This window comes from uncultured Endozoicomonas sp., from assembly GCF_947495845.1.
GTDB lineage: Bacteria > Pseudomonadota > Gammaproteobacteria > Pseudomonadales > Endozoicomonadaceae > Endozoicomonas.
The window spans coordinates 27,813-42,798 of record NZ_CANMAO010000015.1 but is presented as its reverse complement, the minus strand read 5'-3'; the positions used below and the strand labels follow the sequence as shown (position 1 = coordinate 42,798).

Genomic DNA, 14,986 nt, shown 5'->3' with positions numbered 1-14,986 from the left:
CGGATGGCCGGTATCCTGAAACTGCAGGAGCAATTTTCAGGGTCACCTCCTGTTCTGGAACTATTTGACTAAAAAATAATCTGTTCTAACAAAGGTTTAGAATACAGAACATTGCCGGCATTCTCCTGACTGGCAGCTGTAGCAGGAGCAGTAATGATAGAGTTAAAACAACTGACGAAGGTGTTCACCGCCGGTGGCGCCGATGTCAAAGCCATTGATGATGTCAGCCTTTCTGTCCCTGAAGGTTCGATCTATGGGGTTATTGGCTCCAGTGGTGCTGGCAAAAGTACCCTGATTCGCTGTGTGAATCTGCTGGAAAAACCCACCTTCGGGCAGGTGCTGGTGGATGGTCAGGACATCACCCGGCTATCCGATAAAGCCTTGCGTCAGGCCAGACACAATATTGGCATGATCTTTCAGCACTTTAATCTGCTGTCTAGCCGTACGGTGTATGACAACGTAGCGTTGCCTCTGGAGTTGGCCGGTGCCAGTAAGCAGGAAATTGCCGATGCCGTTTTACCGCTGCTGGAATTGACTGGGCTGGGGGATAAACGTGAGAGTTATCCATCTCAGCTCTCTGGTGGGCAGAAGCAACGGGTAGCCATTGCCCGGGCGCTGGCTAGTAAACCTCGGGTGTTGCTCTGTGATGAGGCAACTTCCGCTCTGGATCCGCAAACTACTCGCTCGATTCTGGCGTTGCTGAAAGATATTAACAAACAGCTGAAAATTACCATTCTCATCATTACCCATGAGATGGATGTGGTGAAAACCATCTGTGATCGGGTGGCCATCATGAGTTATGGCAAAATCATCGAAGAGAATGAAGTTGAACAGTTTTTCCTGAGCCCGAAAACAGAGTTGGCCCGGGAGTTTGTTCGCAGTGCAATTCATGAAAAACCCATCACGGATATTGAATCCCGATTCAGCCCGGAGCCCAGTGAAGGGGCTCGTCCGGTGGTGCGAATCACCTTTGTGGGTAAAGGGATCGTTCAGCCTTTGATTACCAAAGTCGCCCGTCAATTTAATACGGACTTCAATATTCTTCAGGCCGATATCGAAACCGTTAATGAAAAAGCCATGGGCTTTATGATGGTGGAAATTGTTGGTGAGCCGGAACAGATTGAACAGTCTCTGGCGTTTCTGAAAGAACGTGTCCAGCTGGAGGTGATTGGTTATGTCGGCTAATGCATGGGAACTGTTGTTTAAAGCGTTGTGGGAAACGCTGTATATGGTAGGACTGTCCGGTGCCATCAGCTTTCTTTTGGGCATTCCTCTGGGTGTGTTACTTCATATCACCCGTGAAGGACGAATCCTTGAAAACCGGTTAGCCAATCTGATTCTGGGAAGTATCGTAAATGCCGGGCGATCCGTACCGTTTATTATTTTAATGGTCGCTATCATTCCATTAACACGACTGTTGACGGGTACTTCCATTGGTACGACCGCAGCGATTGTGCCGCTGACCATCGCCGCGATTCCTTTTGTGGCGAGAATCGCAGAAGGTGCGCTGAATGAAGTGCCCCTTGGTTTGGTGGAAGCCGCACAAGCCATGGGCGCCAGTCCTTTGCAGATTGTGACTCGGGTATTGCTGCCAGAAGCTCGCTCAGGCTTGATCAATGGTGCAACGATTACTCTGGTGACATTGGTAAGTTATTCCGCCATGGCGGGCGCTATTGGTGGCGGTGGTCTGGGGGACTTGGGCATTCGTTACGGTTATCAGCGTTTCGATGGGGTCATTATGTTAGTTACGGTGCTGGTGCTGATTGCGCTGGTGCAACTGTTGCAGATGGTGGGTGATCGTCTGCAGCAATATTACGATCACAGTAAGTAATAAGGAACTGTCCCTGAATAACGTCACTGCTAAGAGAAGCGTTTTCCGTTTTCCGTTTTCCGTAAAAGCGTAAGCAGCAAGACTTTTACGGACAACGGCAAACGGTAAACGAGCAACGCTTCTGGTTAAATGTGGACGTTATTTTGTGACAGTTCCTAAGTGATTGAAGCCTTCGGGCATACAATCTATTTGAGAAGCTGAGCCTTTTTATAGGGACGAAGCAATGACAAGTCAGAGGAGTTCATATGACTTTTACAATTCTAAAAACAGCAAAGCGTCTGGCAGTAACGGCGGCTCTGTCCGCATCGGTATTGTTGGTTGGTTGTGGTGCCGGTGATGACGAGGTATTAAAAGTGGGTGTTATCGCCGGTCCGGAAGCGGATGTGATGCGTGTGGCGGTAGAGCTGGCTGAAAAGCAGCACGGCATCGATGTGGAGCTGGTTGAGTTCTCAGACTACATCTCGCCAAACGTTGCTCTGGCAGATGGCAGCATTGATGTGAATGCCTTCCAGCATCGCCCTTATCTGGAGAGCATGGTGCGTGATCGTGGCTTTGAACTGGTTGCTGTGGGTAACACTTTTGTTTACCCGATTGCCGCTTACTCTAAGAAGCTGACTGACATCAGCGAGCTTCAGGACGGCGCTAAAATTGCCATCCCTAACGACCCAAGCAACGAAGGCCGGGCTTTGATTCTTCTGGATCAACGTGGCTTTATCAAACTGAAGGACATCAACAATCTGGAAGCGACGCCAGTGGATATTGTTGAGAATCCACGCAACTTTGAGTTTATTGAACTGGACGCAGCCCAGCTGCCTCGTTCGTTGGACGATGTTGATCTGGCCATCATTAACAATACTTATGCGATTCCTGCGGGCTTTACGCCAACAGAGCATGGTTTGCTGGTGGAAGATGAAGATTCCCCTTATGTGAACATCATTGTTGCCCGTGACGACAACGACGATGATCCAAGAGTGGTGGCGCTGGTCAGCTCTTATCAGAGCGATGTTGTAGAAGCGAAGGCTGATGAGCTATTCAAAGGCAGCTCTGTGGCTGGTTGGAATTAAGTGGTGAAATATGAAAAGAGCATCCTCTTCTGAGGATGCTTCATAGGACACCATCAGAAGGCGGGCGCTGCTGCTAAATCCAGTGCCTGTTTTTCTGTCTCGCTTGCTGCAAGAAATGCCTCCATGGTTCTGAAAAAATCCAGAAGATCCTGTTCTGAATTTTGAGAGTTTATGGTCACCAGCCGGACATACTCTTTACCGTCAGTGCATCCATACCCAACCATCAGTTTATTTTCTGTATATAACGCTGTGCAGATATCCCGGGCTGAGTAGTCTTTATAGTTGAAGCAAACGGAAACAGAATCATCGAAGCTGCATAATGTGTAGTCAGGGTGATTTCGAATATAGTTTCTGGCGATATCTGCCAGATAAAACTGATAATTCACCATGTGCTCAAGCCCTTGCGTGCCGATGCTTTTCCACAATGCCCAGAACTTTAATGCATCGTTTCGTCTGCCGCACTGCAGGGAGATTTTTCCCGGGTTAAATTCATCGTCGTCTGTTTGATACAAATAGTTGGCGTCATTGGAAAAAGAGTCGTACAAACACTGTTTGTCTCTCACCATAAACAGTGAGCAGGGCAGTGGGACTCGCAACATTTTGTGGGCGTTGAAAGAAAAGGAATCCGCTGTCTCAATACCGCTAATCAGGTGTTTGTAGGCTTTGCTGAACATCACGGCAGCACCATAAGCGCCATCAACATGAAGCCAGAGCTGGTATTGATCGCAAATGGCTCTTAAGGCGTGGATATCATCATAAGCCCCTAGCTCAGTGGTGCCCGCTGTGGCATTCACGAAGAACGGCGTGTAACCCGTGTCGACATCCCTTTGAATTTGAGCACTTAGCTCGGAAGGGATGATTTTGCCAACGCCATCTGCTTTGATTTTTCGAATCTGATCTCTACCGATGCCCGCAAAAGCGGCATTTTTATCAATGCTGTAATGGGAGTGTTCGGAGGTGTAAGCCGTATAGGTTTTATCAATACCGCTGTACCGTATGTCTCTGTTGATATTGTCTCTGGCGGCAATCATGCCCATGAAGTTAGCCATGGAACCACCCGGGGCAAACGTACCACCGGAGTGTTGATCCCAGCCGATAATGTCTCGCACTTTGGACAATATATTGGCTTCAATTCCAATCTGTGGTCCCGCCGCTTTGTAGGTGTACATCGAGTTGTTCAATAGAGCTGAAAAGCACTCGCCAATGACGGCTTTCTCATGCCTGCCGGCAAACAATTGATTAAAAAAAGCCTTGCTGGCGGTTTTAGGCGTTTTCAGAATAACCTCCCGGAGGGTTGAGAAAAACGCATCATCGTCCATGGGTTTGTCGGATAAAGACAAATCCAGAGCAGACGCTAATTCAGAGGTCGGGATATAAGAGGCCATGGGATGCTTGGACTCTTCCGCAATCATCTCGTTAGCCAGATCGACAAATCGATTTAACAGGTGTTCCATAAGGCTGGGTACTTAGTCTGTTGATTGAAACTTGTGCAGAATAGATTCACTTCCTCCTATCAACAAATGGGAAGTGCTATTTTATTCATCAAACGAACGTCAGTTTATGATAGATGGAGTCGTTGAAGATGATCAGCCTTCAACCAAATGGGTGAACGCTGCCAAGGCTTCCGGGTCGCCACTTTTGATTTTATTGGCGATCAAATAGTGGAAGAAGTAATGGAAATCTTTGTGCTCCTGAGCGGCAAACAGACATTCATCCCCGGGCAATACGGGGGTGTTTTCCACTTTTTTATCATCAGCCACCATAGCGAGCATCTCACCAGTGCTGTACAGACGCCAGCTGGTGACATGGACCAGAATGATGCTTTTGAATTTGTCTTCTGTCAGGATAGCGTGGGTGCCAATGGTGTCGGGGATTTCCTGAAGCACGATTTTGTCTTCCGTCTCGTTCAGGTGGTAATAGGTTTCAGCCTGTTCCAGCTCCATCACTTTGTGTTCTGGTATGTCAAAAAAAGCCTGATCGTGGCATTTGTCAAAGTAGCCTTCCCAGCGACCGTTTAATGGATCGTTCAACTCTCTGGCAGGAACCACTTTATTGAGCCACGGAACCATGGCGTCGATGGTGCCGTCTTTCATCAGTGCCCAGCAGAGTATTTTCATACTGAACATTTTTCCGGGATTGGCGTCGTTGCTGTAGAGCATCTCCATGCCATCCAGCTCCGGGGCAATACGAATGATCTGATGCATGTTCACCTCGTCCAGAGGCTTGCGGGTGAACATATCAATGACATTGTCGTTTTCAGATGGAGTTTGATTATCTTCTGATTTTCTGGTCATGAACAATCCAATGCAGTGGCATAAAAAAATCTATCAGCTCCAAGCCCATATCGGCATTGGCATGCTTTCCTGCACTGGTTCTTGATGGGGTGGGTGTGTTGAAATCAAGGTAATAAATATCGATTCTAACGATCTGAAATCAGGAAGGTTTCGTACACTTGTTGTTAAGCGCTTTATTACCCGAAATGGGATGGGGTAAATCATGTCTAAATTAACGCTCAGCACATTCAACTCAGGTAGTAGGGTGGCTGTTATTGGCGCCAGCGGTGGTATTGGCCAGGCATTTGTGACAGCGCTTCAAGGGTGTGAACAGGTGGAGACAATCTATTGTTTTTCACGAGGCGGTGACTGGCGTGGGAAACCCCATAAGATCGTCGCTTCTTCCATTGATCTACTTGATCAAGGGAGTATAGTGGCCGCGGCAGAAACGGTGCCGGTTACTCTGGATATGGTGATTGTTGCCACTGGTATTCTCCATGAGGGGAAGGGATTGCGGCCAGAGAAATCACTGAGAGACTTTCACTCCGACCAATTTGCTCAGGTATTTGCAGTCAATACGACGGGCCCCGCCATGGTAGCCCAGGCGTTTTTACCGCTTATGGCAAAAAAAAGCAAAAGTGTGTTTGCTGTTTTGTCTGCCCGAGTGGGCAGTATTTCGGATAACCAGCTGGGCGGCTGGTATGCTTACCGTGCTTCAAAAGCGGCGCTGAACATGATCATCAAAAATCTGTCTATTGAAATGGGGCGCAAAAACAAGTCGGCAATTATGGTCTCGCTGCATCCGGGAACAGTAGACAGCCATCTATCGTCGCCTTTTCAAGCCGCAGTGCCGGAAGGTAAGCTGTTTGCACCAGACTATGCAGCGGGGCAATTATTGTCGGTGATTGATGGGCTGACGCAAAAAGACAGTGGCAGTCTTGTGGCCTGGGACGGAGAAACTATCTCTTTTTAAGCATCCCTTTTTAAAGGCCCATTTTCCTTTCCATCCTGCGGAGACATTATGCTGACAATTCACTGGTTCAGGCAGGATCTGCGCCTGTCCGATAATCCATCGCTTTATGAAGCGGCTCGGTCTGGTCAAGTGTTGCCGGTGTATATTCTGGATGATATCTCCCCCGGGAAATGGAAAATGGGCGCTGCCAGTCGCTGGTGGCTCCATCACTCCCTTGAGAAGCTCAATAAGTCCTTAAAAGGGCGTTTGTTGATTCTGGTCGGTGATGCAAAGGAGGTCTTGCCCAAGATCGTCAGTGAATACAATGCAGATGCCGTTTACTGGAATCGATGCTATGAACCCTGGCGAATCCAGCGGGATCAGAAGATAAAAGAACGCCTTCGGGCATCAGGCATTGATGTAAAAAGTTTCAATGGTTCGCTACTTTGGGAGCCGTGGAATATTCTGAAAAAAGACAGTACTCCCTATAAAGTCTTCACACCTTATTATCGAAGAGGCTGCCTGAACGCCCCTGCGCCCAGAGAACCGCTGTCCACGCCAAAACCGCTGAGGTTATTCTCAGATGCTTCAGGGCTACCGCTTGATCAGTTGAATCTTCTACCGACCACATCCTGGGATCAACCCATGGGGCAGCACTGGCTCCAGGAAGGTTGTGGTATTGGTGAATTAGCGGCTCGGGATAAGCTTCAGGTGTTTCTTGAGACAGGGCTTAACGGGTACCAGGAGGGGCGCAATTATCCTTCACTGAAAAAGGTCTCCAACCTGTCGGCGCATCTGCATTTTGGTGAGACATCGCCTAATCAGGTTTGGTTTGCATCGGCAGCGGGTGCGTCAGGCGGCAATGTAGAAGCGGATCTGGATTGCTTTCATTCAGAGTTGGGATGGCGTGAGTTTTCTTACTATTTGCTGTTTCACTTCCCTACGCTGCCAGAGAAAAACTTCCAGAGTAAGTTTGATCATTTTCCCTGGCGCAAAGCGGCTAAATCCATCGCTCAATGGCAAAAGGGGCAGACGGGTTTTCCTATCGTCGATGCCGGCATGAGGGAGTTATGGCAAACTGGCGTAATGCATAATCGGGTCAGAATGGTTGTCGGCTCTTTTCTTGTGAAGAATTTACTTCAGCACTGGCATCACGGTGAGCAGTGGTTCTGGGACTGTCTGGTGGATGCGGATCTTGCCAGCAATTCAGCCAGTTGGCAGTGGGTGGCCGGGTCTGGCGCTGATGCAGCTCCTTACTTTCGAATCTTTAATCCGGTTTCCCAGGGGCAGAAATTTGATGCCAGTGGTGAATACATCAGAAAGTATGTGCCCGAAATCGCCGGATTACCGGATAAGTACCTTTTCGCACCGTGGGAAGCACCAGAGATGGTGTTGGCTGAAGCGGGGGTTCAGTTGGGAAAACATTACCCTGAACCCATAGTTGATATCAAGCAATCACGTTTAACGGCATTGGATGCCTGGGGTGGCATCCGTTCATGATGGCCAATTGGTAACGCCCCCTAGATGAGTCTCAAGGCGGCCTCTTCGTATGATTCACCTCTGAGAAGCAAGCGTAGTGCATGTTCGAAGTTATTCATCATTTTGTGGGAATCAGGAAAGACGTCTTCGCCATTGTGTTTGGAGGTTGAGTCAATAGCACTTAGAAAGTCATTGAAAATTATGCTGAGATCTTCGGTGTCTGTAACGCCATCATTCATCGATTCAGTCACGAGATCTCGAACCTTTTGCAGTTGCTCATCGGTGAAGTTGGGATTTTCCACGGACTCTGTATCGCAGAAATCCATATTCGTGCTTATTGAGTCAATACTGGCTGCTGAATGTAAAGTAATGGTATCCGCTGCAGAATCAGGAGTTAAAGGTGTGACTGGCGACGTATCAGGATAACTGAAGTTATTTATTAGTCTTTCGTAAGGTTAAAACCACCGGCTTTAGCCGGTCAGCTTTAGCTATGATATTTTGTCGCAGTTATCTGGATGTAGAGGTTCTGCGATGGACTACAGATATGGTAGTCACACAGTATTTAATATTCAGTACCACTTTGTGTTTGTCACGAATTACCGGTATCAGGTGCTCAAGGGAGATGTTGGCTTAAGGGCCAGGGAGCTGATAAGAGAAACGTGTCAGGCATTTGAGATAGAGATTCTTAAGGGAGTGGTTAGCAAGGATCATATACATCTGTTTGTGTCAGCGCCGTCGAATATGGCTCCGAGTGAAATAATGAGGAGGGTCAAAGGAAGATCGTCCACAAAGCTGTTTGAAAGTTTCCCTGATTTGAAGAAGCGATACTGGGGAAGGAATTTTTGGGCAAGAGGCTATTTTTGTGTCACCTCGGGTAAGGTGACTGAAGAGATGATTAAGGAGTATCTGGATCATCATTTTGAGCCCAAAGTTGATGATAGCTTCAGGACTGAATACTAACGCGTCTTGGACGCGTATCCGGACTTTCAGTCCGTAAATCTAACCCACCGGCTTTAGCCGGTGTTTGTTGAGTTATTGTTTCTTCTTTAACGACAATGTTCGCCTTTTGTAATAATTCTTTGGCCATATTCAGGCTTTGCTTAGCAATGGTGGATCGTTGTTTGTAAGAAAAGCGATCCTGGGTTCTGACTGGTTCTAACTTTTGTGAATTGAAAGTATTTATATCGTCTTTGAGCGTGTTGAAATCAGGTATCTGAGAAGCTTGCAGCTTAGGTTGCTTCAGTTTTACCACTCTCTGCTGAATGCTTTTTCCAATGGGGCTGAAGACCCTTCCCAGCTTGTTAAAAAAACTCTTGGCTTCACTACCTTAACGGACTCGTGGTTCATCCGTTCAGGATATTTGGCCGGGTTTACAGTCTCTTGGGAGGGTAGCTGTTGAGTATTGGGTAACTGAGAGGTGCTTAATAGTTGCATCGGGAACTCCATATCCTGAATCAAGCAAGTAAATAACCGGCGTAATATTCAATTCAGTTGATAAAACTGCACATTTTTTGAGTAATGTTAGACATTAGTCTTTCCTTGGGACTAATACATGAAGTAAGACTAACTCCACCTTCTAAATTTGGAACTGCATAGAAGATGCATTTGGAATTTTTATTGGCACGGGTATCTGGGAGAAGAGTGATAACCTGACATCACTAGGTAATTGATTGTCTATTCAGGTGCATATCAAAGCACACATGAGCTTCAGCAGCGCTTCCTTCATATTGTAACACATCGAGAGCGCGGCTGAATGCTGACACGAGCGTATTACTTTTATAGTAAGCAGGGTTGTTATTTTCATCCAGAGAAGGTGAATCAATGGTATTCAAAAAGGTATTGAACAGCTCTACTAATGCGGTTTTATCTGTGGTGTTGTCATATAATGCTTGAATAACCCATTCAGAGACTGTGTTCAACTGTTTTTCTGTGAAGTTGGGGTTGTTGATGGATTCTGTATTGCAATCATCCAGGCTGAGCAAAACGCTTTTTTCTTCCTGAGATATCTGTCGTGTGATGACTGTTGCTGGTATAGGTTCTTCAGTTTGTGCAGGTGACTCGCTAACCACTTCTGCAGTATTCAGGTTAGGGAGATTTTCTGCGACCTTGGATTTGCCTAATTTGTTGAGAACTTTTACATTTTTTATTTGCTCCTTCGTCTGTTCTATCTCTTTGCGTAATTGTTCTGACTTCTGCTTAAGAATCAGAAGTTCTTTTTTTAGGTCTAAGTTCAGGTTTCCAACTGAAAAATGATACTTAAACCGACCATCACGTATTTTATTCATCAGGTGCTTTCCTTTTGCCATTGCTGATTGAGCCTGATTTCTCAGTGATTGAAGGTTCGCAAGATGCACTTTAAGCTCTTTTGAAGAGTGGTTGGCTGGTGATAATGTAGTGCTAAGTAGTTTTTTAGTAAGTTGGAAAAAGCTACCGGCCTTCGTAAAAGCAGCCTCTTGCGAGTTATCAGACCGTTGCTGACTGATATATGCTTTTTTTGCTGTTTTGGCCTCGACTTTTCTTTGTAGAAGCAGGTCATAGGCATCTGCTTTTAGCTCAACCAGGCCAATGGTTCCTTGTGAGTTCATGGTGTCTAAATTTTTCATCTCCTCACGAGTGAGTGCGCTGACCTGATCGTAAAGCTCTTGAGCTACATTGAGAGTTATCAAGACATTACCGTAGTGCTTTTTCAGTGTGTCAGTATCATTGTCCTTTGGAGGCGATAGTTTAAATGACATAGCGCGGTTAATTAAACTCTTCAGGTGACTAAAACTTCGCAGCGATTTTGTGCTGACCTTTGTGTCTGCTTGTTTAACAGTGCGCTGTTTTATATTTTTGCCTGCTGAACTCAATAAACCACCGAGTTTCTTGAGTTTGGATCTACCCTTGGAGTTTTTAATCGAAGTACGGTTTAGCTTTTCTGGATTGCTTGCGGGTTTCTGCTCGAGCTCTTGATTCTCTGGCGCCCGAGCTTTATTAGTATTTGATGGACCAATAGGGGGGATCATGGGAATCTCCATATTCCAGCATTATATGGTTTTGTGACCGGGTATAGATTTAATCTAGCTGATGACAGGGGAGATATTGCGGCTGTGCTTTGACTTCAAGCCCTGTTGCGTCATAAAAGTATCATGGTTTTAGATCGTTCTATTGATTATAGAGGGTATAGCCTGATTTTGGTCGTCTGGGTGTTCTACTATTTCTGTCGGATGTCCATTGGTATACCATGCCTCCAAACACAGCGTGACGGCTCTTTTTGGCACTTACTTCAATTAAATTCATGAAAATTATTGCTGACGAAAATATTCCTTTATTAATGGAATGCTTTGGGGGAATGGGGGAGGTGGTACCGCTTCCTGGCCGCACTATCTCCAACCAGAATGTTCAAGATGCTGATGTGCTGTTAGTACGCTCGGTGACGAAGGTAGATCAGGCTCTGGTTGAGGGGAGTTCCTTAAAGTTTGTAGCCACTGCTACTGCAGGCTTTGACCATGTTGACCGGGATTATCTGGCCAGCCAGGGGATCGCCTTCAGTCATGCACCGGGTTGTAATGCGACGGCTGTGACCGAATATGTCGTGGCTGTCCTGGATCTTATTTCTGTGCAATCCGGCTTTGAGTTGGAACAGAGAACGGTGGGTATTGTCGGGAAAGGGCAGGTTGGAGGCCGCGCCAGGTGGAAAATTGAGAACGAAACGTTTAACACACTGAAAACACAGGGCTATCATCTCGAACACAATTACGGGCACGGAAAGCAGCACCTGGCGACCAATCTGGCCAGCCTGACGTTCACCGCTTTCCTCATCAACCAGATAGAGCAGTTGGCTTGCAAGTTTTTCCGGCAGGCTCTTGAGGCAAAGAAGTCCAAAAAGGCGCTATGGCATGCGATTCGTGGCTTGTTTGACTGGTTCATCATCGATAACTGGGAGGATTTATTCACAGCAATTATTGAAGGCCGCAGTGTTAGTTTGAAATATTTGGTTGTTGATACCACATAGTGGCACTCAAGATAGCCCTGTTTAACCTGTGTTCAGAACTTGCGGATATTGTTGCTCATTAGTCAGCGTGGCTTCGTTCGTCCTGAATAAATGGCGGTTTGAATTACCAATTAATTTGAGTATTAATAAGCTGTCAGCGTGAATTGCTGCTGAAAATCCCACCTGCCTTTTTGATGATGGCTTTTATTTTGATTGCTTTGATAGAAGTAAAATTCAGCTTTTTTGGATTGGTGGCTGTGCCTTCTGTTGACTGCTGATTAATGTACTGAGCTTTAAAAGCTTGTACGTGGTTCACTCCTTTCATGTGAATCTCCATTTTCATTGTTGGGTTGAGGTATGCAAAAGCTTCTAATCGATGATGACATCAGACTTATTACTCTCAGCCTGGGTAACAGGGCGGAACAATTCCCTTGCAGCTTCTTCATAGGGCCTCTGATTATCCAATTTTTTCAGAGCTGCCTCGAAGCCATTCCAAAGTTCATCTGAATCCAGGGGCGCCTTATTAACATCAGTATCTTGAAGTGCTGCATCAACGGTCTTGATTGCATCTATGAGTAGCATATTGATGTGTTTCTTACTTGCTTTATTACGTCTTGCAACGCATGAAATATGGCTAAAAGCTGCGCGCCCCATTTTCAATAGGGGTTCACCTGATTTAGCTGTGGCGATCTTTACAAGTGAGTTTAGATTTTTGTGTATTTTGTCTTCAATGGTACTTGCAACCATGCTCGGATTAGTAGTAAGCAACCGTTTATACCCGTAATGGGTTTGGTGTTTTTTGATTTCAATTTTATCATTGATTTTTTGCTTATAGCAGGTAGATTCTAAATCTACCTGTGACATTTTTTCTTTTAGAGAGATAACTGAAAGGTTTAGCTTATGATGAATTTTTATCATAGACTCATCATCTTTGAAATGACTGTTGTTTATTTTCTGCAGTAGCTTGTTTCCATCGTTATAAGAAGATTTTAATTTGGCTTTCAGAACAGCAAGCTTCTTAAGATGGCGGCTAAGGCTTTTAATAGAACTGCTCTCTGGTAGAGGTTCTTTTTGAATCAATGCCTTGCTTTTGTTCATAATGGTGAATGCCGCTTTGGTTATGGCATCTTGCTGCTTTTCTCTTTTTAATGCCATAAAGTCAATAGTGTTTTGACTATTGGGATGATTAATGGTGGTGATTTTTTGTTTGAGAGGATCGGGCTGTGACAGCTTAAGCACACGCTCTCTTATGACTTTGCCAAAAGGCTTAAAAATGTTGCCTATTGTGGTGAGAATAGAATTGGGCTTAACCGCAATAATGGATGCGCGATTCAACTTCTTCGGATACGGTGCTTCATCAACAGATGCAGCGGTGTTGCCTGTCTCATGCTCAGCGAGCAATGGTAATACTGGATTGTGATTTATTGTAATCATGTAAATATCCATATTCCGAATTAGTGCCATTAAATGGCAGATATACTATTCACTGTAGCTCCTCATAATGTGATTTTTCCGCCCTTAACTTAGACATTAGTCAATTTTTTATTGATATATTAAGACGTTAGTCGTATCAGGTGGGAGGTGGTCTTCACAGGTGTCCAGCTTTAATAAGTCACTCCAACTGCCTGTTCATTCCTTAATAGAGTTCCTGTTTGTCTTCATGTTGTTATAACATGCCTGAACAACTAACTTGCTTGTCCTAAATGGTCTATGTGCGCACTAAATCCATGAAAATTATTGCTGACGAAAATATTCCTTTATTAATGGAATGCTTTGGGGGGATGGGAGAGGTTATCGCGCTCCCAGGACGAACTATTTCAAATGAAGACGTCAAGGATGCGGATGTATTACTGGTACGCTCAGTCACCAAAGTGAACCGTGAATTGGTGGAAGGCAGTTCTCTGAAGTTTGTTGCTACTGCCACCGCTGGGTTTGATCATGTGGATAAAGACTATCTGACCAGCCAGGGCATCGCTTTCAGCCATGCCCCTGGCTGTAATGCAACGGCGGTGACCGAGTATGTGCTCGCTGCTCTGGATATTCTGTCGGAGCAAGCCGGGTTTGAACTCAAGCAAAGAACCGTCGGCATTGTCGGTAAAGGGCAGGTGGGCGGCCTCTTATATCGGGTTATGGAGAAACTGGGTATTCCGGTTTATGCCAGCGATCCTTTTATTGAGGCACAAAATCATCCTGACGATCACGACAGATATTTGCCCCTGCCAGACTTGATTCAACAGTGCGATGTTATCTGTCTCCACACGCCACTCACCAAAGATGGGCAACATCCGTCGTTTCATTTGATGGGTGCAGAGCAACTTCAGGCCATGAAGCCCGGAACCATTCTGATCAATGGTGGCCGTGGGCCAGTGATTGATAATGAGGCGCTCAAACACACGCTTAAGCATCGTAATGACCTAACGGTGGTGTTGGATGTTTGGGAACATGAACCCGATGCTGATCCGGAGTTGATGAGCTTGGTGGCTATTGCCACGCCCCATATTGCGGGCTACAGCCTTGATGGCAAGATTCGCGGTACGGAAATGATCTATAAAGCGTTTTGCAAACAGTTTGGTTTGCCTGCCCGGGTAAGGTTGCCCGCGATCACACCGCTCCCTGTCCTAAAAGAGATGAGGTTCAACGAAGGTTCTTATTTTTCAGAAACTTGTTCAAAGGCCATTCGTGCAGTTTACGATATTCGTCGTGATGATGCATTTATGCGCAGCGCCTTGATGGGCAAGCAGGAAGCCGATCGAAAAGTAGCGTTTGATCAGCTACGAAAAGAGTACCCGCAACGCAGAGAGTTCAACACCCTGCGGGTGCATTTGAAAGATTGTGATTCATCCGTGGAGGCGGTGTTTCAGGCGCTGAATTTTCGGATGGTGGATGAGCATTAAGTTGATATGAAGCGCTGCCAGTCGAGCAGCAGGCTTTTAAAATCATCCAGCCCGCAATGACTGATGGACTCACTGTCGTAGTAGTCCATCTCTTCCATTTCATCAGATGCCATATCGGTATCCAACAGAGCGGCTCTCACTTCGGCAACTTCACGGGTCAGATGCAGGCGGAAATCCCGACCATCATCAAAATACTCCCACCGTTGTCCTTTCTCCAGACTATCGATCACCTGCACCAGATGCTCGAACTGTTTGGTGTTATCCCCCAACTCTTCCGTCAACCAGATGCCCATGGCTTCATGGTCCATGGAAAACTGCGCCTCAGGGCGGCCGGTAAAGTTACGCTGGAAGTGGTAATCCATAGTGTGAAAGATCTGGTCAACCAATAAGTAAACGGGCATGACATTGTATTGATTCACAGCCCGTTGCCAATACGTAATTCGAACACAATGCACCATTTTCTTGCGCACTTGTATGGCTGGATTTTAGTTTTGGTGCACTTATCACAATGAACTTCACA

16 protein-coding genes are annotated in these 14,986 nt (G+C 46.1%); 8 read left to right on the top strand and 8 right to left on the bottom strand.

All coding sequences use genetic code 11. The features are described 5' to 3' along the window. The first annotated feature begins 153 nt into the window (after positions 1 to 153). The 3 genes from Q1B11_RS11475 to Q1B11_RS11465 all read left to right on the top strand — a co-directional run bounded on the left by Q1B11_RS11475 (position 154) and on the right by Q1B11_RS11465 (position 2,895). Positions 154 to 1,185: a methionine ABC transporter ATP-binding protein gene (locus Q1B11_RS11475; RefSeq protein ID WP_299732489.1), complete on the top strand. Its 1,032-nt coding sequence runs from the start codon at positions 154 to 156 to the stop codon at positions 1,183 to 1,185. Beyond that, positions 1,175 to 1,831, top strand: coding sequence for a methionine ABC transporter permease (locus Q1B11_RS11470; protein WP_299732486.1), 657 nt, complete (start codon positions 1,175 to 1,177; stop codon positions 1,829 to 1,831). The genes Q1B11_RS11475 and Q1B11_RS11470 overlap by 11 nt, the downstream gene beginning before the upstream one ends. 245 nt (positions 1,832 to 2,076) lie before the next feature. Next, complete coding sequence (locus Q1B11_RS11465; RefSeq protein WP_299732483.1) at positions 2,077 to 2,895, top strand: MetQ/NlpA family ABC transporter substrate-binding protein; 819 nt, start codon at positions 2,077 to 2,079, stop codon at positions 2,893 to 2,895. A gap of 53 nt (positions 2,896 to 2,948) precedes the next feature. Here the strand turns inward: Q1B11_RS11465 and Q1B11_RS11460 are convergent, their stop codons facing one another. After that, the gene (locus Q1B11_RS11460) at positions 2,949 to 4,349 is read right to left on the bottom strand and encodes a pyridoxal-dependent decarboxylase (protein ID WP_299732480.1); all 1,401 of its coding nucleotides are present in this window, start codon (positions 4,347 to 4,349) and stop codon (positions 2,949 to 2,951) included. 132 nt (positions 4,350 to 4,481) lie between these two features. Continuing rightward, positions 4,482 to 5,189, bottom strand: a complete 708-nt coding sequence (locus tag Q1B11_RS11455; protein ID WP_299732477.1) for a hypothetical protein — start codon at positions 5,187 to 5,189, stop codon at positions 4,482 to 4,484. Between the two features lie 202 nt (positions 5,190 to 5,391). Here Q1B11_RS11455 and Q1B11_RS11450 point away from each other — a divergent pair, with 202 nt between their 5' ends. Next, positions 5,392 to 6,141 carry an SDR family NAD(P)-dependent oxidoreductase gene (locus tag Q1B11_RS11450; RefSeq protein WP_299732474.1) on the top strand — a complete coding sequence of 250 codons (750 nt, stop codon included), beginning with the start codon at positions 5,392 to 5,394 and terminating at the stop codon, positions 6,139 to 6,141. A 48-nt stretch (positions 6,142 to 6,189) separates the two neighbouring features. Beyond that, entirely contained in the window at positions 6,190 to 7,620 is a 1,431-nt protein-coding gene (locus tag Q1B11_RS11445; RefSeq protein ID WP_299732471.1) for a deoxyribodipyrimidine photo-lyase, read from the top strand. Between the two features lie 20 nt (positions 7,621 to 7,640). On the opposite strand, the gene Q1B11_RS11440 is transcribed toward Q1B11_RS11445, so the two are convergent. Continuing rightward, positions 7,641 to 7,925 (bottom strand): hypothetical protein, encoded by a 285-nt coding sequence (locus Q1B11_RS11440; RefSeq protein ID WP_299732468.1) that lies wholly within the window; start codon positions 7,923 to 7,925, stop codon positions 7,641 to 7,643. Between the two features lie 205 nt (positions 7,926 to 8,130). Here Q1B11_RS11440 and tnpA point away from each other — a divergent pair, with 205 nt between their 5' ends. After that, a complete protein-coding gene (gene tnpA / locus Q1B11_RS11435; protein ID WP_299732465.1) occupies positions 8,131 to 8,559 on the top strand; it encodes an IS200/IS605 family transposase in 429 nt (142 codons plus the stop codon). On the opposite strand, the gene Q1B11_RS11430 is transcribed toward tnpA, so the two are convergent. Together Q1B11_RS11430 and Q1B11_RS11425 are read right to left on the bottom strand one after the other, a co-directional pair. Further along, the gene (locus tag Q1B11_RS11430) at positions 8,543 to 8,851 is read right to left on the bottom strand and encodes a hypothetical protein (protein ID WP_299732462.1); all 309 of its coding nucleotides are present in this window, start codon (positions 8,849 to 8,851) and stop codon (positions 8,543 to 8,545) included. The two genes, tnpA and Q1B11_RS11430, sit on opposite strands and share 17 nt — an antisense overlap. A gap of 406 nt (positions 8,852 to 9,257) precedes the next feature. Next, positions 9,258 to 10,604 carry a hypothetical protein gene (locus tag Q1B11_RS11425; RefSeq protein ID WP_299732459.1) on the bottom strand — a complete coding sequence of 449 codons (1,347 nt, stop codon included), beginning with the start codon at positions 10,602 to 10,604 and terminating at the stop codon, positions 9,258 to 9,260. Positions 10,605 to 10,876: 272 nt separating this feature from the next. On the opposite strand from Q1B11_RS11425, the gene Q1B11_RS11420 reads away from it, so the two are divergent. Continuing rightward, positions 10,877 to 11,593, top strand: coding sequence for a hypothetical protein (locus Q1B11_RS11420; protein ID WP_366139454.1), 717 nt, complete (start codon positions 10,877 to 10,879; stop codon positions 11,591 to 11,593). 133 nt (positions 11,594 to 11,726) lie between these two features. Here the strand turns inward: Q1B11_RS11420 and Q1B11_RS11415 are convergent, their stop codons facing one another. After that, a complete protein-coding gene (locus tag Q1B11_RS11415; RefSeq protein WP_299732456.1) occupies positions 11,727 to 11,897 on the bottom strand; it encodes a hypothetical protein in 171 nt (56 codons plus the stop codon). Positions 11,898 to 11,941: 44 nt separating this feature from the next. Next, a complete protein-coding gene (locus Q1B11_RS11410; protein ID WP_299732453.1) occupies positions 11,942 to 13,006 on the bottom strand; it encodes a hypothetical protein in 1,065 nt (354 codons plus the stop codon). A gap of 293 nt (positions 13,007 to 13,299) precedes the next feature. Between Q1B11_RS11410 and pdxB the strand changes: the two genes are divergently transcribed. After that, a complete protein-coding gene (pdxB, locus tag Q1B11_RS11405; protein WP_299732450.1) occupies positions 13,300 to 14,466 on the top strand; it encodes a 4-phosphoerythronate dehydrogenase PdxB in 1,167 nt (388 codons plus the stop codon). On the opposite strand, the gene Q1B11_RS11400 is transcribed toward pdxB, so the two are convergent. Further along, positions 14,463 to 14,885, bottom strand: coding sequence for a YacL family protein (locus Q1B11_RS11400; RefSeq protein ID WP_299732447.1), 423 nt, complete (start codon positions 14,883 to 14,885; stop codon positions 14,463 to 14,465). The genes pdxB and Q1B11_RS11400 overlap by 4 nt on opposite strands. Positions 14,886 to 14,986: the final 101 nt, after the last annotated feature.